We start from the raw sequence: 24,247 nt of genomic DNA, 5'->3' as shown, positions 1-24,247 counted from the left end.
GAATTGCTCGATTCACCGATCAACCCTATCGGCGAGGGAGCTTGCAGTTTCAATCGCGGCGAGCGAGCGTGTGTTCATGACTGACGCATTGCCGGCGAGCTTGAGCGTTCACCTCGATGCGTATGCCGAGCACCTCCGACTGAGCCGAGGCCGGTCGGAACACACGATCCGCGCCTACGTCGGTGACGCGCGGGCATTGCTGACCCATTTCTCCGCGGGTTCGGAGAATGCAGATCTCGACCGCCTCGACCTTGGAGTCATGCGTTCGTGGTTGGCCGCCCAGAATGCCGTAGGAACAGCCCGTACGACGGTAGCTCGACGGGCTTCTTCGGCGCGTGGGTTCACTGCGTGGCTCGCGCAGACTGGACGCATTTCCGTCGACCCGGGCACACGTCTGGCGGCTCCACCCGCTCGCCGGACGCTGCCGACGGTGCTGCGTCAGAGCCAGGCCCTCGACGCAATGGATGCGGCGGAAAGCGGTGCGCAGCAACAAGAGCCGCTCGCCCTGCGAGACCGACTCATCGTGGAATTGTTGTACTCCACCGGAATTCGAGTCGGCGAGTTGTGTGGGCTGGACGTCGAGTCGGTCGATGCGGATCGACGTTTGCTTCGTGTTCTCGGCAAGGGGAACAAGGAGCGGTCGGTGCCATACGGCCTGCCCGCGGAATCGGCACTGAACGGCTGGCTGGAGCACGGACGACCCGCGCTGTGTTCGGATCGGTCCGGGCGAGCGTTGCTCCTCGGAGTTCGAGGCGGCCGGCTCGATCAGCGTCAGGCGCGTTCGGTGGTCCACGAAACCATGGCTGCAATTCCAGGGGCTCCCGACATGGGTCCGCACGGGCTTCGGCACTCGGCTGCGACACATTTGCTGGAGGGTGGTGCGGACCTTCGTGTGGTCCAAGAACTCCTCGGTCATGCGAGTTTGGCGACCACTCAGCTGTACACGCACGTGTCGGTCGAACGGCTTCGATCCGTCCACGATCAGGCCCATCCGCGCGCCTGATTTGTGGAGCGACGCGAGTTCTCGGCTGGTATTTGGTAGCGTCGCAGCTCAGAAGAGTGAACAATCGGCAAAGTTCGATCGTCGTATCGAGACACTCGATTACATGCGATATCCGGGGGATTCGTGAACCGCCAAGATGTGAAGCACCTGCCGAACAGCGGCCAACCAGCCTGGCTGTCCGAATCGCCGCAACCGGCTCCCGAGCCGGCGCCGACGCCGGAGCCTGTGGCGCGACTGCAAGAGGTCTGGTCCGCGCCACCGCCACCGTCGAGTCAACAGCAGGTGACAAACCAGGATCTGGTTGCCGAAGCTTTACTGAAACGCCCGAAACGGACGCCGCGTGGCGGCTGGCGTAGGGGATTGCATCGTGCGACCGGAGGTGTGGTCAATCTGGGGGATTCGACCAACGAACAGCGCAACCGTGCACTGGCCGCCCGAATCGAGCAGCCGATCCGCAACGACTACCGAGTCGCTCTGCTCTCGCTCAAAGGGGGAGTGGGCAAGACGACGGTCACGGTCGGACTCGGTGCGACGTTTGCTTCGCTGCGTGGTGACTGCGTCGTGGCGGTTGACGCCAATCCCGATTTCGGGACTTTGGCACAACGTGTTCCGCTGCAGACCAATTCGACAGTGCGCGATCTGATTGCTGCTAGACCGGACATAAAGAGCTATTCGGACGTTCGAGTGCACACATCCCAGTCGTCGAGTCGTCTCGAGGTGCTGGCGAGTGAGCAGGATCCGGCGATTTCGGAGGCATTCAGCGAGGCCGACTATCGCCAGGTCATCGACATCTTGCAGGTCTACTACAACATCATCCTCACTGATTGCGGTACCGGGATCATGCACTCGGCGATGAACGGCGTTCTGGATCTTGCCAATTCGTTGGTTCTGGTCAGTTCGCCGGCAATCGACGGAGCGCGCAGTGCGGCGGCAACGCTCGATTGGCTTCAGTTGCACGGATACGGCCATCTGGTCGAGCGGACCGTCGTCGTCATCAGCGCCGCCCGACCAGGGTCGAGCGTCATCGACATGGACGCGTTGGTGGACTATTTCATGCGTCGATGCCGCGCCGTCGAGGTCATTCCTTTCGACGAGCATCTCGCGGAGGGGTCGGTGATGGACCTCGAATTGATGCGACCGGCCACCAGACGAGCGTTCATGGAACTGGCAGCGATGGTGGCCGACGACTTCGCGGACGCTGTGGGTCGGCACGCCGTTTCCGAGTGGCACTGATTCTGCGACCGATTTCTGCGACCGATCAGCCTCCTTTCAATGGCTTGAGCCTGAGCGGTTGCGACCGAACCAGTCCGAGTGGATCGAGATACTCGCGTCCTCTGCGCAAGCCCCAGTGCAAACATGCTTCGACAGCGCACCCTTCGTGCCCGGTTTCGAGGGTTCCGATCACTGACCTGGCTGCGACGCGTTCACCTGTGCGAACGACTGCGGTGACGGGTTCGTAGGTCGTGCGTAGGCCGCCGGAATGATCGATCGACACCGTCGGCTTTCCGGCGACCACTCCCGCGAACACCACGATGCCGTCGCCGGCCGCGAGGACGGATTGGCCGGCGCTGCCGCCGAGATCGACCCCGCGATGACCCGGCAGCCAGTTCTCGGCCGGTTTGTCGAAAGCGCGTTCCACGTGCGGCCGAGGAGCGAGCGGCCAGTCGAATCGCGTGTCTGCTGACGCCGTGCCTACGGCGACACAGCAGGAGATCACGGCAAAGACCACGCCTCGTCGAGCTCCGCGCAACATCGTCATTCCTTGATCTTGCGTGGAGTAGCGCACGCTTCAATGCAGATCAGACGGGTAATCCACAAGGTAGCCGCCGATCCACAACCGCCGGTTCGGTCTGTTGCTTCCGGGGTGGTTATGGCATCGGGGGACGAGGACGTACACTTGTCGAGCGGTCTGTGCTCGCACAGTCCGACTTCGCGCGCCCGCGCACGTTTTCCGGCCTCGGCTGGTCCTGGTTCTCACGAAACAGGTCCGACGGCCGTGCGGGTGCCAGGGCAGGGATCACCCGATCGCCTGCATCAACCGGATTGAAAGTTTGAGGTACACAGCCATGGCTGTCGTAACCATGAAGCAGATGCTCGATAGTGGAACCCACTTCGGACATCAGACCCGTCGCTGGAACCCGAAGATGAAGCGATTCATCTTGACCGACCGCAACGGCATCTACATCATCGACCTCCAGCAGACGCTGACGTACATCGACAAGGCGTACGAGTTCGTCAAGGAGACCGTTGCCCACGGCGGCACCGTTCTCTTCGTCGGTACCAAGAAGCAGGCGCAGGAGTCCATCGCTTCCGAAGCGACTCGCGTCGGAATGCCCTACGTCAACCAGCGTTGGCTCGGCGGCATGCTCACCAACTTCACCACCGTTCACAAGCGTCTGCTTCGCCTCAAGGAGCTCGAGGCAATGGAGCAGACCGGTGGATTCGAAGGTCGCACCAAGAAGGAAATCCTCATGCTCACGCGTGAGATGACCAAGCTGGATCGCACCCTCGGTGGTATCCGCGACATGGCCAAGGTTCCTTCCGCGGTGTGGATCGTCGACACCAACAAGGAGCACCTGGCAGTTGCCGAGGCTCGCAAGCTGAACATCCCGGTCATCGCGATCCTGGACACCAACTGCGACCCCGACCTCGTCGACTACCCGATCCCGGGCAACGACGACGCCATCCGTTCCGCAGCACTGCTGACCAAGGTTGTCGCTTCCGCGGTTGCCGAAGGTGTGCAGGCACGTGCAGGACTGAGCGCCGACAAGGACGCGAAGCCCGAAGCCGGCGCAGGCGAGCCCCTCGCCGAGTGGGAGCAGGAACTGCTCTCGCAGGCAGCTCCGGCCGCAGAGGCTGAGGCAGCTCCGGCTGCAGAGGCTGAGGCAGCCCCCGCCGCAGAGGCACCGGCCACCGAGGCCTGATTCGTTGAAACCGGCCCTGACCAAGAGTTCTTTTGGTCAGGGCCGTTTCACCGTTAGGCCCGAGCACCACCGTCAGGCCGTGCTTCACCGTTAGGCCGTGCTTCACCGTTAGTCCTAGGTCCGAAACAGACACATGAGGAGGCTCGCTAATCATGGCGAACTACACCGCCGCTGACGTCAAGCGGCTCCGTGAGCTCACCGGCTCCGGAATGATGGCATGTAAGAACGCACTCGCAGATGCAGACGGCGATTTCGACAAGGCCGTCGAGCAGCTGCGCATCAAGGGCGCGAAGGATGTCGGAAAGCGCGCAGAGCGCACCACTGCTGAGGGTCTCGTCGTCGCCAAGGACGGCGTCATGATCGAGATCAACTGCGAGACCGACTTCGTCGCCAAGAACGACGAGTTCATCAAGCTGGCCGACGAGATCGTGACCGTCGCTGCTGCTGGTAAGCCTGCTGACCTCGACGCTCTCAAGGCGCTCGAGCTCGACGGCAAGACCATCGACACCGTCATTGCGGAGCAGTCCGCGAAGATCGGTGAGAAGCTCGAACTGAGCCGCGTCGCTTCCTTCGACGGCCCCGTCGCCGTTTACCTGCACAAGCGCAGCTCCGACTTGCCGCCCGCTGTCGGCGTTCTCGTCGAGTACACCGGTGAAGGCGATGTTGCTGCTGAGGCCGCTCGCGGCGCTGCAATGCAGGTCGCAGCACTCAAGGCGAAGTACGTCACGCGTGACGAGGTTCCCGAGGAGATCGTCGCTTCCGAGCGTCACATCGCCGAAGAGACCGCCCGCGCAGAAGGCAAGCCCGAGCAGGCACTGCCGAAGATCATCGAAGGCCGCGTCAACGGTTACTTCAAGGACGTCGTTCTGACCGAGCAGTCTTCGGTCACGGACTCCAAGAAGACCGTCAAGGCGATCCTCGACGAGGCAGGCGTGACCATCAAGCGCTTCGTGCGTTTCGAGGTCGGCGCCTCCGCTTAATTCGGAGCCCGCACACATGGACCCCGCCTGAAGAGCATTTGCTCTACCGGCGGGGTCTACGTGTACCTGGGGCCTCCGATGAGGCAGGATGAGAGTGCCTCGGGACGAGTCCCGGGGGCTTTCCTATGCCGCGGTGTCCGATTCGGCGGCAGAAGAAGAATGAAGGACCTACAAGGTCTTGTATCGAACTGAGGAGAACAATGTCCGAACCAGCCAACGAACGTCCAGGATTCAAGCGGGTCCTGCTCAAACTCGGCGGCGAAATGTTCGGAGGCGGCAAAGTCGGTCTCGATCCCGACGTGGTCACCAAGGTGGCTGAGCAGATCGCAGAGGTCGTTCGATCGGGCGTACAGGTTGCAGTGGTCATCGGCGGCGGAAACTTCTTCCGCGGAGCGGAATTGCAGCAGCGTGGCCTCGATCGCGCGCGCTCCGACTACATGGGCATGCTAGGCACCGTCATGAACTGCCTCGCTCTGCAGGATTTCCTGGAGAAGGCGGGCGTCGATTCTCGCGTGCAGACGGCCATCACCATGGGCCAGGTCGCCGAGCCGTACCTCCCCCTTCGCGCACGTAGGCACCTCGAGAAGGGGCGCGTAGTCATCTTCGGTGCCGGGATGGGTATGCCCTACTTCTCGACTGACACCACTGCTGCGCAGCGCGCGCTGGAGATCGGTGCCGAGGTAGTGCTGATGGCCAAGGCTGTCGACGGCGTCTACTCGGCCGACCCGCGTCTCGACCCGGACGCGACGATGTACGAACAGATCACGCACCGTGAGGTCATCGAACGTGAGCTCAAGGTCGCGGACGCGACGGCATTCAGCCTGTGCATGGACAACTCGATGCCGATGATGGTGTTCAACCTCCTCACCGAAGGAAACATCGCTCGCGCGGTGTCCGGTGAGAAGATCGGCACCCTGATCAAGTCGTGAGTGACACCCAAAAAATGATGCAGAACAACATGGAGGAACAGCCGTGATCGATGAAGCGCTCTTCGAGGCAGAAGAGAAGATGGAAAAGGCTGTCACGGTAGCCAAGGACGATCTCGGCTCGGTTCGCACCGGACGCGCGAACCCCGGTATGTTCTCGCGCATCGTGATCGACTACTACGGTTCGATCACGCCGATCACGCAGCTCGCGAGCATCAACGTCCCCGAGGCCCGCATGGTCATCGTCAAGCCGTACGAGGCTTCGCAGCTCAACGCGATCGAGACGGCGATCCGCAACTCGGATCTCGGTGTGAACCCGTCCAACGACGGCAGCATCATCCGTATTTCGGTTCCGCAGCTCACGGAAGAGCGTCGTCGTGAACTGGTGAAGCAGGCCAAGTCCAAGGGCGAGGATTCGAAGGTCACGCTGCGCAACATCCGCCGCAAGGCGATGGACGAACTCGGCCGGATCCAGAAGGACGGTGAAGCCGGCGAGGACGAGGTCGGTCGCGCAGAGAAAGAACTCGACAAGACCACGGCGAAGTACGTGCACACGGTCGAGGAACTCGTCAAGCACAAGGAAGCAGAGTTGATGGAGGTATAGCCTCCTCATTTGCAGTGTTTGTCGTCGGGAGTAGATCAGGGAGTTTGGGTGCACGCACAAGAGGGAACCGCCGGTGGTCCCGTCACGGACGGGCCTACGGGCGGCGCTGAGGGCGCGCAACCGCCGAAGTCGAAGGCGGGCAGGAACCTACCTGCCGCCATCGGCGTCGGAGCTGGCCTCGGCGCCTTGGTCATCGGCACTTTGATCTTCCTGCCCCCGGGATGGATCGCTGTCGTCGCGATCGCGATGTTCATCGCGACGTGGGAGGTCACCACGCGGCTTCGTGAAGCCGACATCGAGGTGCCGCGAATTCCGCTTCTCGTCGGCGGGCAAGCCACGATCTGGCTCGGCTGGCCGTGGGGACCGGTCGGGGTGCTCAGCGGATTCACCGCGACCGTTCTGGTGTGCATGGTGTGGCGGTTGTTCGACCACGGGCTCAAAGCGACCCCGAAGAACTTCCTGCGAGACACCTCCATCACGGTGTTCGTTCTGGCGTGGATCCCGCTGTTGGCGTCATTCGGTGCGTTGATGGTGCTCGAAGACGACGGCCCCGGTCGCGTCTTCGTCCTGATGATCGGTGTCGTGTGCTCCGACATCGGCGGCTACGCGGCTGGAGTGCTGTTCGGGAAGCACCCGATGGTGCCGGCTGTGAGCCCGAAGAAGTCCTGGGAAGGATTCGTCGGCTCCCTCATTTTCTGCGTCATCGGCAGTCTGCTTTCGGTGACGTTGATCCTCGACGCGAATTCGATGATCGGCGTCCTGCTCGGTGTCGTCCTGGTGGTAGTCGCGACGGTCGGCGACCTGATCGAATCGCAGATCAAGCGTGAACTCGGCATCAAGGACATGGGAACCTTGCTTCCCGGCCACGGCGGAATCATGGACCGCCTGGATTCACTCCTGCCGTCGGCATTTGTCACCTGGCTGATTCTGTACGCACTCGTCTGATTTCTCGTGCGTGATTTCTTCTCCGGCCGATCCAAGCCCATTCCCAGTCCGAACATCTGGCATTGGCCGGACGTCTACGAGGTCGAGAACCGCGCGCAGGACGTCGACGGTTCCATCTGGGCCGCGATGGGAGCCCAGGTCGACTGGTCTGGACGCGATGTCGTCGATGTCGGCTGTGGGGCAGGGTTCCATCTACCGGAGTTCGCTCGTACTGCCCGTCGTGTTGTCGGAGTGGAGCCGCACGCACCGCTGGTGAAGGCCGCGCGGGAACGAACCCGCGATTCGGCGTCGATCGACGTAGTCCAGGGTTCAGCAGAGTCCACGGGTCTGGTGGATGCTTCAGTCGATCTCGTTCATGCCCGTACGGCGTACTTCTTCGGAAAAGGCTGCGGCCCGGGAATTCGTGAGGCCATGCGCATCCTGAGGCCCGGGGGAGTCTTGCTGATCGTGGACCTCGATGTGAGCGCCGGACCGTACGGGGAGTGGATGAGGGCGGATCTGCCCAAATACGATCCCGCGGCGGTCGAAGCGTTCTTCGAGGCTCAAGGATTCTCGCTCACGCGCGTCGACACCCGGTGGGAGTTCGAGAATCGAGACGATATGCGGCGGGTACTCGGAATCGAGTTCACCGAGAAGACTGCCGAGCGTGCGTTCTCGCAAGTAACGGGATCGGGCTTCACGGTGCGATACCGGATCCATGTTCGGTCCAAACCACGATCACTCGAACTTGCGTGAAGGCGGGCTCAAAAGACGAACGTCAGGCGCTCCGACTTGAGCGCCTGACGTTTTCTGCACCGATTCAGTAGTAAAAAAATCAGTGATCGGTGGGGATGTGGAACAGGGTGGCGAGCTTGTGAATCTTCTTCGCCTTGGCGAGCTTGGGCAAGTCGCTGCCGTCGCGCACGCGTGAGCCGTCTTCGCCGAGATCGTCGATGACATTCTGAGCCCAGATCGCGTCGGCTACAGAGGGACTCAGTCCTGCGTTGACGGGGGCAGTCTGCGCGGTGGTCATGCAGAGTTTGCCGGCCATGCCGAGTGACAAGGTGATCGCACAGTCTCGGGCGAGCAGATCCAGATCGGGGCCGAGCGTGGGACCGTCGATCGGCGGAGCGATGCGTGCCGCGCGGCTGGCGATGGTGAGCCGCGAACGCGGGTACGACATCGACGTGGGGGAGTCGTCCATCCCAGTGTCGCGCCGGAAGTCGCCGCTGCCGAATGCGAGACGGAAGATGCCGTCAGTGCGTGCGATCTCGGGGGCAGCCTCGAGTCCCACCGCAGATTCGACGAGAGCAAGAATCTTGGTGCCGTCGGGAAGTCGCTCGGCCGTGGCGTCGGCCTGCTGACCGCTTTCGGTCTTTGCGAGCATGACACCCTCGAGTCCGGGGAGGCCCGCGAGTACGGCCAGATCCTCTTCCCAGAACGGTGTCGTGGCGTCGTTGATCCGAACCCAGGCGTGATTGTGTTCGCTCAGGAATGCGGCGACATCGCGGCGGGCAGCTGGTTTGTTGGGTGCGGTGACGGCATCCTCGAGGTCGAGAATGACGGCGTCGGCCGCACTCGCGAGTGCGGCGTCGAAGGTGTCCGGTTTGGACGCGGGGACGAGGAGCCAGGATCTTGCCTGCTGCGGGGCAATTCGCGAGGTCACAGGTCTCTCCATGTGAGTAGTCACATCAGGGCCTTTCCGGTGATTTCCACGACATCAATGATGCCTGCTGGCCCATCGATCGACCCAATTGCGTAACTAGATTTCAGTCACATCTGCCGCTTCGCTGCGCGCCGGATCTGAATGATGCGAACGCCACCTGCCAACGCCATGATCAACGCGCCCGCGATGGCGGAAAGCAGGATCGTGATTCCGAGCGGAAAGTCGATCTGCCAGGCGAGGATCTTGACGGAGACGCTCTCGAGGTTCTGCAGGATGAACACAAGCAGTAAGATCAGCACAATTGCGCCTATGACCAGGCCAACCCAGGTCGTCGCAGCCCTGGTTCGGTCGGTGACCGACGTTCCGGTCGGCACCGGTTCAGGCGTCGGTGTCGGTTCCGGATCGTGTTTTTCCACTGCCTTGTCCTCGCCCACCTTCGGAAGTTCCGGATCGGGACCGAAACCGTCGGCTGGGCCGTACACGGGGGAGTTCGACGGATCCTCTGGTGTGGTTGACATGACATGATCATCACGCAACCTGCGCAAAGTTGCACGGGTAATCCGGCCACAATCGGGTGGCAGTGGGGTAGCACCCCAAAACAATGGGACAATGGTGTAACTATGGCTGCCTCTCTTCCCCTCGTTTTCACTGCACCCAAGCGCGGAATGCCTCCACGGCACCTCGCCGATCTCGATTCCGCCGAGCGCAAAGAAGCGGTGAAAGAGCTCGGCCTTCCGGCTTTCCGGGCTGATCAGCTGGCGCGTCAGTACTACGCGCGGCTCGAAGCCGATCCGGAGAAGATGACCGATCTTCCCGCATCGGTGCGCGAGAAGGTGGGGGAGTCGCTGTTCCCGACCTTGTTGACCCCGATCAAGCACCTCGCGTGCGATTCGGGCGACACTCGCAAGACCCTGTGGAAGGCACATGACGGAACGCTGCTCGAAAGCGTCCTGATGCGTTATCCCGATCGGGCGACACTCTGTATCTCGAGTCAGGCGGGCTGCGGAATGGCCTGCCCGTTCTGTGCGACGGGTCAGGGCGGCCTCGACCGCAACCTCTCGACCGCCGAGATCGTCGATCAGGTTCGCGAGGCAGCGGCCGCCATGCGCGACGGCGAAGTCGCCGGCGGCCCCGGACGCCTCTCGAACGTCGTGTTCATGGGTATGGGCGAGCCTTTGGCGAACTACAAGCGCGTGGTGGCAGCGGTACGACGCATCACCTCGCCCGCACCCGACGGGCTCGGCCTGTCTCAGCGGTCCGTCACGGTCTCGACCGTCGGCCTCGCTCCCGCTATCCGCAAGCTCGCTGACGAAGGCCTGAGCGTCACGCTGGCGGTATCGCTGCACACACCGGACGACGAACTGCGCGACACACTTGTGCCGGTCAACAATCGCTGGTCAGTGTCGGAGGTACTTCAGGCTGCCCGGTACTACGCAGACAAGACCGGTCGCCGTGTGTCCATCGAGTACGCGATGATCAAGAACGTCAACGATCAGCCGTGGCGCGCGGACATGCTGGGCAAGAAGCTGAAGAAAGCACTCGGCGGGTTGGTGCACGTCAACCTGATTCCGCTCAACCCGACTCCGGGTAGCGAGTGGGACGCGAGCCCCAAGGACGTCGAGCGTGAGTTCGTGCGTCGGGTCATCGCCCAGGGCGTCTCGTGCACGGTGCGCGATACGCGCGGTCAGGAAATCGCCGCAGCCTGTGGCCAGCTGGCAGCCGAGAACTGAAACGTTCCAGGCCTGAACACGTAAAGAGAAGGCCTCCACGAACTTTCGTTCGTGGAGGCCTTCTCTTTGTCAGGTCTCTAGCGCGGGCGGCGACGGATCACGATGTCGCGGACCAGAATGAAGACCATCAATCCGGCGGTGCCGATGAGCCACAGATCCTCGACCTTGCCGTGATGGTTTCCGATCATCATCAGAAGCAGGAATATTGCGAAGAACCATCCGAGGAAACGGAAAAACTTGAGTCCTTCACCACTCCACCCCCATGCGGCAGAGGGAACCTCGGCCTCATCGACGTGCGAGACCACGACGGGGGCGCTGGACTTGACGTCCAACTGGGTATCGGCCACGGTCGATCCTCCTGCTCATTCGGTTGCACTACTGCCCAATATGGTGACATACGACTGCCTGTCGTACGTAGTTGGGCGTCGATAAGGTTGTTCTCAGGTGTTATCAGGAACAATGGGCGAGTGCAGGAAACCACACGTACCCGCGTCCTCCTCCTCGGCAGTACCGGTTCGATCGGTACCCAAGCGCTGGAGGTCATCGCTGCCAACCCCGACCGTTTCGAAGTAGTCGGTCTTGCAGCGGGCGGCAACAACGTCGAGTTGTTGGCCGAACAGATTCGTGCAACCGGCGTTACGGACGTCGCCGTCGCCGATCCTGCAGCGGCATCGGCGCTGGAATCGGTAACCGCCCGTTCGGGACCGAGCGCCGTGACAGAACTGGTTCGGGACAGCGGTGCCGATGTTGTCCTCAATGCGCTCGTCGGTTCTTTGGGACTCGAACCGACACTGGCGGCTTTGAACTCGGGAGCGCGCCTGGCGCTGGCGAACAAGGAATCGCTTGTCGCCGGCGGAGCGCTGGTGACGAAAGCCGCCGCCCCCGGTCAGATCGTGCCGGTCGACTCGGAGCATTCGGCGCTTGCCCAGTGCCTACGTGGTGGAACAGGCGACGAGGTGGCCCGGTTGGTTCTCACCGCTTCGGGTGGGCCGTTCCGTGGCTGGAGCGCCGAGGATCTCGAAAGTGTGAATCCGGCTCAGGCAGGTGCGCACCCCACCTGGTCGATGGGCCCCATGAACACCCTCAACTCGGCAACTCTGGTCAACAAGGGCCTCGAGTTGATCGAGACGAACCTGCTGTTCGGGATCGACTACGACCGCATCGACGTCACCGTGCATCCGCAATCGATCGTGCACTCCATGGTGACCTTCTTCGACGGATCGACGCTGGCACAGGCGAGTCCACCGGACATGAAGCTCCCGATCGCTCTCGCTCTCGGCTGGCCGGACCGCATCGAAGGTGCGGCGTCGGCATGCGACTTCACCACCGCCACCACCTGGGAATTCGAGCCGCTCGATTCGTCGGTGTTCCCAGCCGTCGATCTGGCGCGAAGCGCAGGAAAATCCGGAGGTTGCTTCACCGCGATCTACAACGCGGCCAACGAAGTGGCGGCTCAGGCATTCCTCGACGGTGTCATTTCCTTCCCGGCGATCGTCCGCACGGTGGCTGCTGTTCTCGACGATGCAGGTCAATGGTCCGCAGAACCGGTTACCGTGGACGACGTTCTGGCCGCAGACGGCTGGGCACGCACACGAGCGCGTCAGCTCGTGAAGCAGGAGGGCTAGAGCTTTCATGGTTTTTGCACTGGGCGTAGTGCTGTTTGCCCTCGGCATCGGCGTGTCCATCGCCCTGCACGAAGCCGGTCACATGTGGACGGCCAAGGCTTTGGGAATGAAGGTTCGCCGCTACTACATCGGCTTCGGACCGAAAATCTTCTCGTTCCGTCGAGGTGAGACCGAGTACGGCCTCAAGGCGCTGCCGCTGGGCGGATTCTGCGACATCGCGGGCATGACGGCCCTGGACGAGATGACGCCTGAAGAAGAGCCGCACGCGATGTACAAGAAGGCGGCGTGGAAGCGCGTCGTCGTCATGTCCGGCGGTATCGCGATGAACTTCATTCTCGGGTTTGCGCTGCTGTACGGGCTGGCTCTCGGCTGGGGCCTGCCGGATCGCAGCGGGGATACGTTGGCGAAGGTGGGCAGTCTGTCGTGCGTCGCACCGACGCAGTCCAAAGACGGAACTCTGGCGACCTGCTCCGGTGACGGTCCGGCGCAACGGGCTGGGTTGGAGCCGTCGGATGTGATCACAGCCGTTGATGGGCAACCGGTGTCGACATCGGCCGATGTGGTGGCCAAATTGCAGCCGGTCACCGGTACTGCAGTGCTCAGCGTCGAACGCGACGGGCAGGATCTAACGATTCCAGTCGTCGTAGAACAAGCGCAGCGGTGGGTGACGGATCCGGCAACAGGTGATTTGCGTTCGGCGACTGTGGGCGCGGTCGGAATGAGCCTGGGTACCGTGTCGCCACCCCTGCTCCAGTTCAACGCTTTCAGCGCAGTTCCGGGCACCCTGAGTTTCACCGGCTTCACTCTGGTCGAATCGGTCAAGGCCATGGCTGATCTGCCGGCAAAGGTCGGTGCGTTGTGGGAATCGGTGACAGGCGGCGAACGCGCCCAGGACACACCTATCAGCGTGGTCGGTGCAAGCGTTATCGGCGGTGAAGCGGCGGACCGTGCACAGTGGGCGACGTTCGTCGGACTGCTCGCATCGATCAACTTCTTCCTCGGTGTTTTCAACATCCTGCCGCTGTTGCCGCTCGACGGCGGTCACATCGCGGTGGTCTTCTACGAGAAGATCCGTGATTGGTTCCGCGCCCGCCGAGGCTTGATTCCCGGCGGCCCGGTCGACTACACGCGACTCCTTCCGATTACTTACGTATTCATCGTGATCGGTGGCGCGTTCATGTTGCTGACACTCACGGCTGACATCGTCAATCCGATCAAGATCTTCTGACCGTGTGAGAAGGGTGACGGTTGCCGCGCGGTAGTGCGGCGATCGCCCGGCTAAACTTGCAGTGAAGCTATGAAAGAAGGCACAGACGTGACCATCCCTATCGGACTGGGAATGCCCTCGGCACCCGCAGCGATCCTTGCTCCTCGACGCAAGACACGGCAGCTGCAGGTCGGCACGGTAGGTGTGGGCAGCGATTTCCCCATCTCGGTGCAGTCCATGTGCACCACGAAGACGCACGACGTCAATGCAACGCTCCAGCAGATCGCGGAACTGACCGCGTCCGGTTGCGACATCGTCCGTGTCGCCTGCCCGCGTCAGGAAGACGCGGACGCGTTGTCGATCATTGCGAAGAAGAGCCAGATCCCGGTTATCGCCGACATCCACTTCCAGCCGCGCTACATCTTCGCGGCAATCGATGCGGGATGCGCTGCGGTGCGCGTCAATCCGGGCAACATCAAGGAATTCGACGGCCGTGTCAAAGAGGTAGCCAAGGCTGCCGGTGATGCAGGCATTCCGATTCGTATCGGTGTCAACGCGGGATCGCTCGATCCTCGGTTGATGGAGAAGTACGGCAAGGCGACGCCCGAAGCGTTGGTCGAGTCCGCGCTGTGGGAGGCCGGGTTGTTCGAAGAGCACGGCTTCGGTGACATCAAGATCTCCGTCAAGCACAACGATCCGGTGATCATGGTCGAGGCTTACCGCCAACTCGCCGCCAAATGCGATTACCCGTTGCACCTCGGCGTCACGGAGGCAGGGCCGGCGTTTCAGGGCACGATCAAGTCCGCGGTCGCCTTCGGTGCGCTGCTCGCGGAGGGTATCGGCGACACGATCCGGGTTTCGCTCTCGGCCCCGCCGGCCGAGGAAATCAAGGTCGGTAACCAGATTCTGCAGTCTCTGAACCTGCGTCCCCGCAAGCTCGAGATCGTCTCTTGCCCCTCGTGTGGCCGTGCACAGGTCGATGTCTACACGCTTGCCGACGAGGTCTCCGCTGGCCTCGAAGGCATGGAGATTCCGCTGCGCGTGGCAGTCATGGGTTGCGTCGTGAACGGACCGGGCGAAGCGCGTGAGGCCGACCTCGGTGTGGCGTCCGGCAACGGCAAGGGCCAGATCTTCGTCAAGGGCAAGGTCATCAAGACGGTGCCCGAGGCACAGATCGTCGAGACGTTGATCGAAGAGGCGATGAAAATTGCCGAAAGCATGGAGGGTGACGCTTCGGAGGGTGCGCCGGTCGTCACCGTGAGTTGAGTGATTGCCGGATGAATCTTCCCCGTCGGTGTCAGGTTCGTGGCAATCTGAGTGCATCATGATCGGGTAGTGATATTCGTGGACGCGCAGTCGAGTCGAGGGGGTTGACGGATGCTCAAACTCCTCGGAGCCAAGCAGGTCGGAAGTCGAGATCTCGAAGACGTCCGACGGGTACTCGACGCCGATCCGGTGGCGGCCTGCATGATTGCCGCGCGCGTCGAAGAATGCGGCGTCGACCCACGCATGATTCACGGCGAGCTGTGGAGTCGAGGCGGGCCGTTGTCCTCACTGTGCTTTGCCGGGGCGAACCTGGTTCCACTTCGAGGCGATCCGGATGACATTCGGGCATTCGCCGACCGTGCCTGTCGGATTCCGCGCATGTGCTCGTCGGTGGTCGGCCGCGCCGAATTGGCGCTGCCGCTGTGGGAGATGCTCGAGCTCGACTGGGGAACTGCGCGGGAGGTGCGCCCCGAACAGCCGTTGCTCGCGGTTTCCGAGCCGCTGGCGTGCCCGTCGGATCCACTGGTCCGGCAGGTTCGCTCGGACGAACTCGAGATCTATCTGCCTGCCGCGATCGCGATGTTCATCGAAGAGGTCGGAGTCGACCCGCGTGCCAACGACGGTGGGCGCGGATACCGGCACCGTGTCGCTAGCCTGATCGCCGCTGGTCGAGCGTGGGCGCACATCGAGGACGGCCAGGTCGTTTTCAAGGCGGAGGTTGGTTCGATGTCTGCTCGCTGTGGCCAGATTCAGGGTGTGTGGGTCAACCCGGAATTTCGTGGGCAGGGCTTCGGCGTGACCGGTACAGCGGCTGTAGCGGAGTCGATCATGGCGACCGGTCGCATTGCGAGCCTGTACGTCAACAGCTTCAATACGATTGCGCGGTCGACCTATTCGCGGGTGGGGTTCCGACAGGTCGCGACCTTCTCGACGGTGCTGCTCGACTGACCGTACAAGCTGCGTGCAATGGTCGCGCCTACGCTGGGTGGAGCATTTGTCGCCCTACTATGGGGCTCGATGAACACTCGGCATTTCTCTCGTAGTCGCTCGGCCCAACTGTTGGCCTCCTGCACCGTGATTCTCTTGGCGGTGGGGATCAGTTCGTGTACTCCTAAACCCGCCGGCCCCGAGCCCGTCGCGCAGCAGTTCCTGAGTGCGTTCGGTGACAGGGATATCGACGAGGCAGCAAAACTGACGGACCGGCCTGACTCCGCGGGTCCTGTATTGAGTGACACCTGGGATGCGCTCCAGGCCGAGTCGATGACTGCCGAGACCACGTCGGTGAAGATGAACGGTGACACTGCGACGGTCGGCTACACCTACGAGTGGCACCTTCCGAAAGACCGCGTGTGGACGTACGACGGCGAGCTGCAGATGGGACGCAAGGACGGCGACTGGTCCGTCCGGTGGAGTTCGACGGACGTTCATCCGCGCCTCGGTGACAAGCAGACGATGTCGTTGCGGGCAACCGCGGCGCCGCGAGCGCGGGTCAACGAGCATTCAGGCACGGATGTCCTGGTGCCGGGAATCGTCTACCGAGTGAAGTTCGATCGCTCCAAGAGCAACGACATCATCGGTTCCGCGAACAGTCTCGCAAGTGTTCTCGGTCGGTTCGATTCTTCGCTGACGGGTCAATCGATCGCCGAATCCTCGACGGCCGTCAAGGGTGACTATCTGGTGACCCGCCTGCGCAGTGACGACTACGACCAGGTATCGGCGCAACTGGGAGCCATCTCGGGAGTATCTGTCTCGGACGAATCGGATCTCGTCTCGACGGACCCGGAGTTCGCGCCCGACCTTCTCGGGCAGATCAAGAAGACGATCATCGACGAGGTCGACGGCAAAGCCGGCTGGAGTGTCGTCACGGTCAACCAGAACGGCGTCGACACCGATGTGCTGACCGAGACTGCGCCGCAACCTGTTCCGTCGTTCAGTATCAGTTTGGACCGCAACATTCAGATCGCTGCTCAGCGTGCCGTGAACGTGAACAAGGATCAGGCGATGATGGTAGTCATCGAACCGTCGAGTGGGGCGATCCTGGCTGTCGCACAGAACAAGGCAGCAGACCGCGACGGACCGGTCGCGACGATGGGTCAGTACCCGCCCGGTTCGACGTTCAAGATCATCACGGCAGGCGCCGCAATTTCGACCGGTCAGGCGACCCCCGACACGATGGTGCCCTGCCCGGGCCGGATCGAGATCGGTGAGCGAAGCGTCCCCAACTACAACGAGTTCTCACTCGGCACGGTGCCGATGGCAACGGCCTTCGCGCGTTCGTGCAACACGTCCTTCGCCAAGCTGGCCAGCGAGATGCAACCAGACACGTTGACCACTGCCGCAGCGCAGTTCGGCATCGGCCAGGACTACAACGTGGTGGGATTGCCCATCGATTCCGGTTCGGTGCCGCCGGCGTCGGACCTGGTGCAGCGGACCGAAGACGGGTTCGGTCAGGGAAAGGTCGTGGTCAGTCCGTTCGGAATGGCGATGGCAGCGGCGACGGTCGCGAACGGTTCGACTCCGGTGCCGCAACTGATTTCAGGGCGCGAAACCACCATCGACGGTGAGCGCCCGGCGATCTCGCCCGCCATGGTCGACGGCCTGCGCGGCATGATGCGACTCGTGGTCACCAGCGGTACTGCAGAACGAGTCGAAGATCAGGGTGAGGTGTACGGCAAGACCGGTGAAGCCGAGGTCGAAGGGGGATCGCACGCGTGGTTCGTCGGCTATCGCGGGAACCTGGCATTCGCGACTCTGGTTGTGCGGGGCGGAAGTTCGGACAACGCCGTCGCAGTCACCCGCGACATGCTCACCGCCCTGCCTGAAGGCTACTGACCCGTCAGGGGAGCAGTCCCAACCTCCGGGCGGTCACCACGGCTTCGTGGCGTGAGCTCGCGTCCAGCTTTCCCATCGCGCTTCGCAGATAGCTCTTGACTGTTTCCGGGCGAAGGGAAAGCCGTTGGCCGGCTTCGATGTTGGTGCAGCCGAGTGCGACCTGAGAGAGAACATCCACTTCACGCGGGGTGAGCGTGACGTCGGATTCGGCGTCGGCGGTGGGACGGAGCAGGTTGGCCAAACGCTGGGAGAGTCCGCGGAGTTTGGTCTGCAAGTCGGTGTCGGTGACGGTCTGGGCGACACTGCGTAGTTCGGCGTGGACTCCGCGGATCTCTTCCGAAGACATACCGTCGGCGGTAGTCGCGGCGGCGGCTTGCAGTAGTTGCAGGCGACGATCGACTTCGTCGCGGATGGCGAACTCCATCCCGAGACGCCGGGATGCGCCGACCATGACGTCTGCTGTTCGGTCACCCAACGGAGCGGAATCGCGGATCGCGGCGTAGAGCACAGCGCGCGATTTTCCCGAAACCATGACCGGAACGGCGATGATCGAATGCAGGCCCTCGCTGAGAACAGGACGGTCGAAGTGATGAGTGATGGACTGCGAATTGCCGTAATCGTTGACGGTGATCGGTGAACCCTGGGCTACGACGCGCCCGCCCATGCCCGAGCGCGGCGGGATGGCCAAGCCCTTGAGGTTGTTGGTGCGGGTGCCGACGAATTCGCTCAGGTGCAGGGTTCCGTCCTGGACCTCGCCTCCGAACAGCACGGGAACAACGCCCTGAGCTGCGATTGTTCGGAGTTCACCTCGCATTGCGTCCCCGTCGCGGGGACGCAGAAGTGACGAAGCATGTCGGTTCACGCAGGTACCCCTTTCTGGGGGTAGTGAAGTTCTCTTGTGAGCTAGATCATAGGGGGTGAACAGTACGTATGACGAGCCGCCAACGTAACCGGTCGGGCCAACCATACGACGATCGATAAGGAGCAAGTTGATGAGCACCGATCCCACCGCACGGGTGCGCGAGCTGCTGGACCAGTACGACACCCCGCATGCCAGCGCCGCAGAATTGCTCTGCGATCGGCATCCCGCGGATGGCGTTGCATTCACCGTCGTCGAGGCAGACCTTAGCTCGGTGGACCTCACTTACGGTCATCTACGTGAGCAGTCCGCGCGTTTCGCGGCAGCTCTGGCCGACCTCGGAGTCGAGCCGGGTGACAACGTCGCGACCTTGATGGGTAAGTCTGCGGACCTGGTGGTCGCGCTCCTCGGAATCTGGCGCCGCGGAGCGGTCCACGTGCCCTTGTTCACGGCGTTCGCTTCGCCGGCCATCGCTTTCCGCTTGACGGCCAGCGGCGCGAAGGTGGTCATTTCCGACGCCAATCAGCTCGAGAAGCTCGCGCCGGGAGAGGACATCCCCGCCGACGCAGCGTGGCAGGTCATCGTCGCGGGCGGCGCGGCCGGTGACGAGTTGGACTTCGACGCACTTGTCGCAGCTCAGGATGCCGAAGACCCGAAGGGCGCTGCTCAGGCAGTCGGCGGTAACGCACCGATGGTGCAGTTGTTCACCAGTGGCACCACGGGAACACCCAAGGGCGTGCCGGTTCCGGTGCGCGCGCTCGCCTCGTTCCACGCATACCAGGAGTTCGGCCTCGACGTCCGAGAGGACGACGTGTTCTGGAACGCCGCAGACCCGGGCTGGGCGTACGGGCTGTACTACGCGTTGCTCGGCCCGCTTGCCGCCGGCACGCGAAGCCTTCTGCTGCACGCCGGATTCTCCGCGCCGCTGACGTGGCAGATCATCGAGAAGTTCGGTGTCACCAATTTTGCCGCCGCTCCGACCGTCTACCGCAGTCTGCGTGCCGACAAGGCTCCCGTTCCGGAAGGCATCTCGCTGCGCCGCGCTTCCTCGGCCGGTGAGCCCTTGACTCCGGATGTTGTTGCGTGGTCGAAGAACTCGTTGGGCGTCGAGGTCCGTGATCACTACGGCCAGACCGAGCACGGCATGTTCATCGTCAACGCCTGGGCCGACGGACTTCGCGACGATGTCCGTCCCGGATCCATGGGCCGTCCGTTGCCGGGTTGGTCTGCCGCTGTGCTGGAAGACAATTCGGATGACATTGCACCGGCCCGCACTCAGGGCCGCGTGGCGATCGATACTCACAACAGCCCGTTGATGTGGTTCACCGGGTACGTCGATGCGCCGGAGAAGACGAAGCAGCGATTCAGCGAAGACGGCCGCTGGTACATCACCGGTGATGCGGGAATGACGGACGAGGACGGATTCTTCTTCTTCTCCTCGCGCGACGACGACGTCATCATCATGGCGGGCTACCGCATCGGTCCCTTCGACGTCGAGAGCGTGCTGGTCATGCACGAGCACGTCATCGAGGCCGCCGTGGTGGGCATGCCCGACGAGTTGCGTGGTGAGGTTCTCGAGGCGTTCGTCGTTCTTCGCGAAGGTGTCGACGGTGACGACGAACTCGAGAAGGAACTGCAAACCCTGGTGAAGAAGAAGTTTGCAGCGCACGCATACCCACGCACGGTGCACTTTGTTCCGAACCTGCCCAAGACCCCGAGTGGCAAGGTTCAGCGGTACATCTTGAGGAAGGGATAAACCCCTGCTGTGCGCCTTTATTAACCCCCGGCGGTTAATAAAGGCGCACAGCAAGGTCAGCGCCGACGAATTCTGCCGACCACCATGAGGGCGACCAGGGTGACTGCGAGCAGCAGTGTCGTATTTGCTGCGGCAAGAAATACCTGGCCACGGTCGGTGAGTCCGAAGATGCTGACCGGCAAGGTCTTCCATGTCGCCGGGTAGACCATGACCGTTGCGCCCAGCTCACCCATCGACAGTGCGATGGAAAGCCCGGCGGCCGCACCCAACGCTGGGAGCAGCAGCGGTAGCGTTACCCGTGTCAGCACCCGCACCGGGCCGGCGCCGAGTGATTCGGCAGCTTGACGGTAGGCGGGATCGAGCCGTTCGAGCGCGGCCGATACGGAACTGAAGGCAAAGGCAAGCACCAAAACCGTGTGAGCGAGAATCACGATCCACTTCGTGCCGCCGAGCAGTAGCGGGCGCTCGTTGAAAGTGATGAGCAGACCCAAGCCGATCGCGACCGACGGAACCGCAATCGGTAAATGGAATACGGCATCGGTGATGCGCCGCAGCCACATCGGTGCCTCACGCGAGGCCAGCGCGGCCCACGTTCCGACGATCAATGCCAATGCCCCCGCGATGAATGCAGTCTGCAAACTGACGATCAGGCTGGCGAAGTTCTCGTCGGACAGCGCCGTGGAGAAGTTCTTGCCGCCGAGATTCGACGGAAGTGGACCGGTCCACGATCCGGCCAAGGCAGCCGCGACGACGGTGGCGATGGGCGCGACGAAAACCACCGCGACGACCAGGGTGAAGAATCCGAGTACGAGGGCCCTAGAGCTTCGTGTCCACAGCAGCACGGCTGCCTCCCATCAATCTGTTGAAGGTGAATCGGTAGAGGCAGTACAGGCCGAGTGAGAGTGCGACCTGGACCGTCGCGATCACTGCCGCGCCGGGCAAGTCGAAGGTGACAATGCCGCGGGTGTAGATGAGGACCGGAAGAGTTACGACGTCTTTAGCCCCGGTGAAGAGCACGATGCCGAATTCATTCAGTGTCATCAGAAGTACGAGCGATCCACCGGCCAGGAGGGCCGGCCACGCTTCCGGCATCACCACCTGCCGCAGAACTCGGACGGGTGACGCGCCGAGACTGGCTGCCACGTCGAGTTGTTCGCGCGGAATCTGGGTGAACGCTGCCAATAGCGGACGCACGACAAAGGGTGTGAAGAAAGTGATTTCGGCCGCGATCACACCGAACGGAGTGTTGAGGAAATTCAGTGGGCCGCTCGCATCGCCGGTGATGCGGACGATCAAGGCGTTGACGGCGCCGGCTGTCCCGTACAGGAACGTGAACGCCAGCGTGATCAGGAAAGACGGCAGGGCGAGCACCGTGTCGATCAATCGCCCCACCACCTTGGATCCGGCGAACGGAACGAAGGCCAGCACCAAGGCGAGGAAGGTTCCCAGGATCAGGCAACCCAGGGTCGACGCCACGGCGATTTGGATGGTCTGCCAGAGCGCGGTTCTGAACAGTTCCGAACCGAGCACGGACGACCACGTGGACAATCCGGTGCCATCTGCGGTGCTCAGAGATTCCGTGAGGACACGCGCAGTGGGATAGACAGCAAACACGAGGACAAGAAGCAGTGGTGGCAGCGTCCAGCCGATCCGGCGCCACGGGATCGGGTCTTTGTGCTGGGGCGCAGCGGTTTCGGGGCGTTCCAGGGTTGTCGTCATGGGTGGCGATCCGCCGGAACCAGGACACTGCCGTCCGTGGGCAGGACGACGCCCACTTCGGTGCCGACCGGGCGCTCGTCGTGCCCTGGAACATCCGCGTCGACGCGGACATCGTCGAGACCACGGACAGCCAGCGTCAGACGCGTCGTGGAACCGCGCCAGACGCTCGAGACGATGCGCGCCGGGAATGATTCTCGTGCGCCGACGCCGCTTACGCCTACCGCATGTGGACGAACACACAGGTAGGCGTCCATGTCGGACTCCCATTCGATGTGCCCGATCTCGGGCTGCGGGGCGTGAGCAGTGAACGGCGTGCCACCGATCGAGACCAGCGCGGAGGTGCCGATGACGCGTGTGACGGTGCAGGGCAGCAGGTTGGCACCCCCGAGGAACGCCGCGGTGAAGCTGGACGGCGGACGTTTCCACAAGGCCTCAGCGGTGTCGATGTCCGCGAGTCTGGCGTTGCGCATCACTGCGATTCGGTCTGCGAGCGCCAGGGCTTCACTCTGATCGTGCGTCACATAGAGCATGGCTGTGTCAGGTAGTGCTGCGCGCAGTCTCGCCAGTTCGCCGAGCATGCTCTCGCGAAGTTGAGCATCCAGGGCGGCCAACGGTTCGTCGAGGAGGAGTACTCCAGGGCGAATTGCCAACGCTCGGGCAATGGCGATTCGCTGCTGTTGACCGCCGGAAAGTTCACGGGGAAGCCGCTTTCCGTACGCCGACATCCCGACCATGTCCAGGGCTTCGGCCACGCGAGTGCCGATCTCCGACCGCGGCACGCGATGGGCTCGGAGTCCGAAGGCTACGTTTTCGGATACTCGCATGTGCGGGAAGAGAGCGTACGACTGAACGACGACGCCGATACCGCGTTGTGCGGGAGGCAGATTGGTGATGTCTCGGGTGCCGAGCTTGACGGAACCGGACGTGGGGCGGACAAATCCCGCGAGGGCCTTCAGAGCGGTCGACTTGCCGGATCCACTGGGCCCCAGCAGTGCCACAGTTTCACCCGGCGCCACTCGTAGATTGAAATCGACGAGTGCATGGGTTGCGGTCTTCCCGCGGCCGTAGGCGACGTTGACGCGATCGAAGGTGATGGCCGGAGCAGAATGTTCGATCGCTCCGTGAACACCGACGGTCTCGGGGAGCGTCCGCCCCAGTCTGGTTCTTGCCATGATCAGCTCCCGGTGGCTTTCTGGTAAGCGGCGATGTCGGCGTCGAGCGAGCTGAGGACGTCGTTCCAGTTCGGGGTCCACACGTTGACGCCCTGCAGAACTCCGGAAGGCGTGTTCTTGTCGGTGGATTCACCGGCAGCGCTTCGGACGTCCTCGCGGACCGATACGCCGAGTGCATCGGTGGCGACGGTCTTCTGGGATTCTTCGGAGAGCAGGAACTCCATCAACTTCTTGGCTTGTTCGCTGCTCGGTGCGCTCTTGGCGAGGCCCATCACGTAGGGCAGTGCAATGGTGGTGCGAGTGCCGTCGGCTCCAGCGGGGAAGAAGATGTCGAACTTCGATCCGTCGTCGGCGATGGAGGCGAGGTTCATCTGGACGTCACCGTTGGCGACCAGCAGCTCTCCGTTACTGACCTTGGGCTGGAGCTTTCCGGTGGAAGACGAGGGTCCGACGTTGTTGGCCTGGAGCTTTCCGAGGTAGTCGAGTGCTCCTTCCTTACCCATCAGGTGCTGGAGCAGCAAGAGCACCGCGGTGCCGTCGCCGGCCTGGCCGGGCGTGGAGTACTGCAACTTGCCCTTGAACTGGTCAGTGAGCAGATCGTCCCAAGATTGTGGGGCGGGTGATGCAGTCGGATTGGCGATGAACGAGAGGTAATTCTCGACGACGGGTACGTACTTGCCGGCGTCGTCCTTCTCGTCGGCAGGAACGGCGGAGGTGTCGATTCCGCTGGGCTCGAGCAGACCTTGGGCATCGGCCTTCTGGATGAACGGGGGCAGCGTGATGATCACGTCTGCCTGTGGGTTGGACTGCTCCTTTTCGACGCGGGAGACGACCTCGCCGGATCCGGCTTCCACGAGGTTGACGGCGATACCGGTCTGCGCGGTGAAGGCGTCGAATCTTCCCTTGTACCAACCGGACAGACCGTCGGCGCTGTAGACGGTGACGGTCTCGGTATCTGATCCGGCAGCAGTGCCGGTGCCACCGCAGGCAGTGGTGAACGAAAGGACGGACACGGCGAGAGCGGCCGCAGCGATGCTCGGGCGTAGACGCATGA

At 62.6% G+C, this 24,247-nt stretch carries 24 protein-coding genes; 15 read left to right on the top strand and 9 right to left on the bottom strand.

The genetic code is table 11. The features are described 5' to 3' along the window. The first annotated feature begins 76 nt into the window (after positions 1 to 76). Positions 77 to 1,003: a tyrosine recombinase XerC gene (locus ATN38_RS19665; RefSeq protein ID WP_164490574.1), complete on the top strand. Its 927-nt coding sequence runs from the start codon at positions 77 to 79 to the stop codon at positions 1,001 to 1,003. Between the two features lie 123 nt (positions 1,004 to 1,126). After that, complete coding sequence (locus tag ATN38_RS19660) at positions 1,127 to 2,236, top strand: MinD/ParA family protein (RefSeq protein WP_058226325.1); 1,110 nt, start codon at positions 1,127 to 1,129, stop codon at positions 2,234 to 2,236. 25 nt (positions 2,237 to 2,261) lie between these two features. Here ATN38_RS19660 and ATN38_RS19655 read toward each other — a convergent pair whose 3' ends face one another. After that, entirely contained in the window at positions 2,262 to 2,762 is a 501-nt protein-coding gene (locus ATN38_RS19655; RefSeq protein ID WP_063316577.1) for a M23 family metallopeptidase, read from the bottom strand. A 307-nt stretch (positions 2,763 to 3,069) separates the two neighbouring features. On the opposite strand from ATN38_RS19655, the gene rpsB reads away from it, so the two are divergent. The 6 genes from rpsB to ATN38_RS19625 all read left to right on the top strand — a co-directional run bounded on the left by rpsB (position 3,070) and on the right by ATN38_RS19625 (position 8,117). Next, entirely contained in the window at positions 3,070 to 3,927 is an 858-nt protein-coding gene (rpsB, locus tag ATN38_RS19650; protein ID WP_003942709.1) for a 30S ribosomal protein S2, read from the top strand. A 152-nt stretch (positions 3,928 to 4,079) separates the two neighbouring features. Continuing rightward, entirely contained in the window at positions 4,080 to 4,907 is an 828-nt protein-coding gene (gene tsf / locus ATN38_RS19645; protein ID WP_003942779.1) for a translation elongation factor Ts, read from the top strand. Between the two features lie 200 nt (positions 4,908 to 5,107). Continuing rightward, the gene (gene pyrH / locus ATN38_RS19640) at positions 5,108 to 5,836 is read left to right on the top strand and encodes a UMP kinase (protein WP_003942722.1); all 729 of its coding nucleotides are present in this window, start codon (positions 5,108 to 5,110) and stop codon (positions 5,834 to 5,836) included. 43 nt (positions 5,837 to 5,879) lie between these two features. Next, positions 5,880 to 6,437, top strand: coding sequence for a ribosome recycling factor (gene frr / locus ATN38_RS19635; RefSeq protein ID WP_003942777.1), 558 nt, complete (start codon positions 5,880 to 5,882; stop codon positions 6,435 to 6,437). Positions 6,438 to 6,485: 48 nt separating this feature from the next. Further along, positions 6,486 to 7,382, top strand: coding sequence for a phosphatidate cytidylyltransferase (locus ATN38_RS19630; protein ID WP_003942673.1), 897 nt, complete (start codon positions 6,486 to 6,488; stop codon positions 7,380 to 7,382). Between the two features lie 6 nt (positions 7,383 to 7,388). Continuing rightward, positions 7,389 to 8,117 (top strand): class I SAM-dependent methyltransferase, encoded by a 729-nt coding sequence (locus ATN38_RS19625; RefSeq protein ID WP_218748407.1) that lies wholly within the window; start codon positions 7,389 to 7,391, stop codon positions 8,115 to 8,117. A 79-nt stretch (positions 8,118 to 8,196) separates the two neighbouring features. Here ATN38_RS19625 and ATN38_RS19620 read toward each other — a convergent pair whose 3' ends face one another. Both ATN38_RS19620 and ATN38_RS19615 read right to left on the bottom strand, forming a co-directional pair. Next, positions 8,197 to 9,039: a CoA ester lyase gene (locus ATN38_RS19620; RefSeq protein ID WP_030535660.1), complete on the bottom strand. Its 843-nt coding sequence runs from the start codon at positions 9,037 to 9,039 to the stop codon at positions 8,197 to 8,199. A 95-nt stretch (positions 9,040 to 9,134) separates the two neighbouring features. Beyond that, on the bottom strand, positions 9,135 to 9,545 hold the full coding sequence (locus ATN38_RS19615; protein ID WP_020969349.1) for a lipopolysaccharide assembly LapA domain-containing protein: 411 nt from the start codon (positions 9,543 to 9,545) through the stop codon (positions 9,135 to 9,137). Between the two features lie 102 nt (positions 9,546 to 9,647). Here ATN38_RS19615 and rlmN point away from each other — a divergent pair, with 102 nt between their 5' ends. Further along, a complete protein-coding gene (rlmN, locus tag ATN38_RS19610; RefSeq protein WP_003942816.1) occupies positions 9,648 to 10,757 on the top strand; it encodes a 23S rRNA (adenine(2503)-C(2))-methyltransferase RlmN in 1,110 nt (369 codons plus the stop codon). A gap of 77 nt (positions 10,758 to 10,834) precedes the next feature. Here rlmN and ATN38_RS19605 read toward each other — a convergent pair whose 3' ends face one another. Beyond that, positions 10,835 to 11,104 carry a DUF2631 domain-containing protein gene (locus tag ATN38_RS19605; protein ID WP_218748406.1) on the bottom strand — a complete coding sequence of 90 codons (270 nt, stop codon included), beginning with the start codon at positions 11,102 to 11,104 and terminating at the stop codon, positions 10,835 to 10,837. 120 nt (positions 11,105 to 11,224) lie between these two features. Between ATN38_RS19605 and dxr the strand changes: the two genes are divergently transcribed. The 5 genes from dxr to ATN38_RS19580 all read left to right on the top strand — a co-directional run bounded on the left by dxr (position 11,225) and on the right by ATN38_RS19580 (position 17,687). Beyond that, positions 11,225 to 12,382 (top strand): 1-deoxy-D-xylulose-5-phosphate reductoisomerase, encoded by a 1,158-nt coding sequence (gene dxr / locus ATN38_RS19600; protein ID WP_218748405.1) that lies wholly within the window; start codon positions 11,225 to 11,227, stop codon positions 12,380 to 12,382. A 7-nt stretch (positions 12,383 to 12,389) separates the two neighbouring features. After that, positions 12,390 to 13,610, top strand: a complete 1,221-nt coding sequence (locus tag ATN38_RS19595; RefSeq protein WP_218748404.1) for an RIP metalloprotease — start codon at positions 12,390 to 12,392, stop codon at positions 13,608 to 13,610. Positions 13,611 to 13,697: 87 nt separating this feature from the next. Further along, the gene (gene ispG / locus ATN38_RS19590; RefSeq protein ID WP_007734888.1) at positions 13,698 to 14,855 is read left to right on the top strand and encodes a flavodoxin-dependent (E)-4-hydroxy-3-methylbut-2-enyl-diphosphate synthase; all 1,158 of its coding nucleotides are present in this window, start codon (positions 13,698 to 13,700) and stop codon (positions 14,853 to 14,855) included. A 111-nt stretch (positions 14,856 to 14,966) separates the two neighbouring features. After that, positions 14,967 to 15,803 carry a GNAT family N-acetyltransferase gene (locus tag ATN38_RS19585; protein WP_003942692.1) on the top strand — a complete coding sequence of 279 codons (837 nt, stop codon included), beginning with the start codon at positions 14,967 to 14,969 and terminating at the stop codon, positions 15,801 to 15,803. Between the two features lie 69 nt (positions 15,804 to 15,872). After that, positions 15,873 to 17,687 carry a penicillin-binding transpeptidase domain-containing protein gene (locus ATN38_RS19580; protein WP_047271308.1) on the top strand — a complete coding sequence of 605 codons (1,815 nt, stop codon included), beginning with the start codon at positions 15,873 to 15,875 and terminating at the stop codon, positions 17,685 to 17,687. Between the two features lie 4 nt (positions 17,688 to 17,691). Here the strand turns inward: ATN38_RS19580 and ATN38_RS19575 are convergent, their stop codons facing one another. After that, positions 17,692 to 18,501, bottom strand: a complete 810-nt coding sequence (locus ATN38_RS19575; protein ID WP_042450799.1) for a LuxR C-terminal-related transcriptional regulator — start codon at positions 18,499 to 18,501, stop codon at positions 17,692 to 17,694. A 178-nt stretch (positions 18,502 to 18,679) separates the two neighbouring features. Between ATN38_RS19575 and ATN38_RS19570 the strand changes: the two genes are divergently transcribed. Further along, positions 18,680 to 20,302, top strand: coding sequence for an AMP-binding protein (locus tag ATN38_RS19570; RefSeq protein WP_003942743.1), 1,623 nt, complete (start codon positions 18,680 to 18,682; stop codon positions 20,300 to 20,302). A 56-nt stretch (positions 20,303 to 20,358) separates the two neighbouring features. On the opposite strand, the gene ATN38_RS19565 is transcribed toward ATN38_RS19570, so the two are convergent. From ATN38_RS19565 to ATN38_RS19550, 4 genes are read right to left on the bottom strand one after another with little or no spacing between them, the layout of a single operon-like run. Continuing rightward, positions 20,359 to 21,144, bottom strand: a complete 786-nt coding sequence (locus ATN38_RS19565; RefSeq protein WP_003942733.1) for an ABC transporter permease — start codon at positions 21,142 to 21,144, stop codon at positions 20,359 to 20,361. Continuing rightward, on the bottom strand, positions 21,119 to 22,021 hold the full coding sequence (locus ATN38_RS19560) for a 2-aminoethylphosphonate ABC transporter permease subunit (RefSeq protein WP_149357715.1): 903 nt from the start codon (positions 22,019 to 22,021) through the stop codon (positions 21,119 to 21,121). Before ATN38_RS19560 ends, ATN38_RS19565 begins: the two co-directional genes overlap by 26 nt. Beyond that, the gene (locus ATN38_RS19555; protein ID WP_161121033.1) at positions 22,018 to 23,193 is read right to left on the bottom strand and encodes an ABC transporter ATP-binding protein; all 1,176 of its coding nucleotides are present in this window, start codon (positions 23,191 to 23,193) and stop codon (positions 22,018 to 22,020) included. The genes ATN38_RS19560 and ATN38_RS19555 overlap by 4 nt, the downstream gene beginning before the upstream one ends. A gap of 2 nt (positions 23,194 to 23,195) precedes the next feature. After that, positions 23,196 to 24,245 (bottom strand): 2-aminoethylphosphonate ABC transporter substrate-binding protein, encoded by a 1,050-nt coding sequence (locus ATN38_RS19550; protein ID WP_003942754.1) that lies wholly within the window; start codon positions 24,243 to 24,245, stop codon positions 23,196 to 23,198. Positions 24,246 to 24,247 lie beyond the last annotated feature (2 nt).

Origin of the sequence: Rhodococcus sp. FH8 (assembly GCF_019266085.1) — a bacterium.
GTDB classification, from domain to species: Bacteria; Actinomycetota; Actinomycetes; order Mycobacteriales; family Mycobacteriaceae; genus Rhodococcus_F; species Rhodococcus_F qingshengii.
This window is presented reverse-complemented; position numbering and strand designations above follow the sequence as displayed.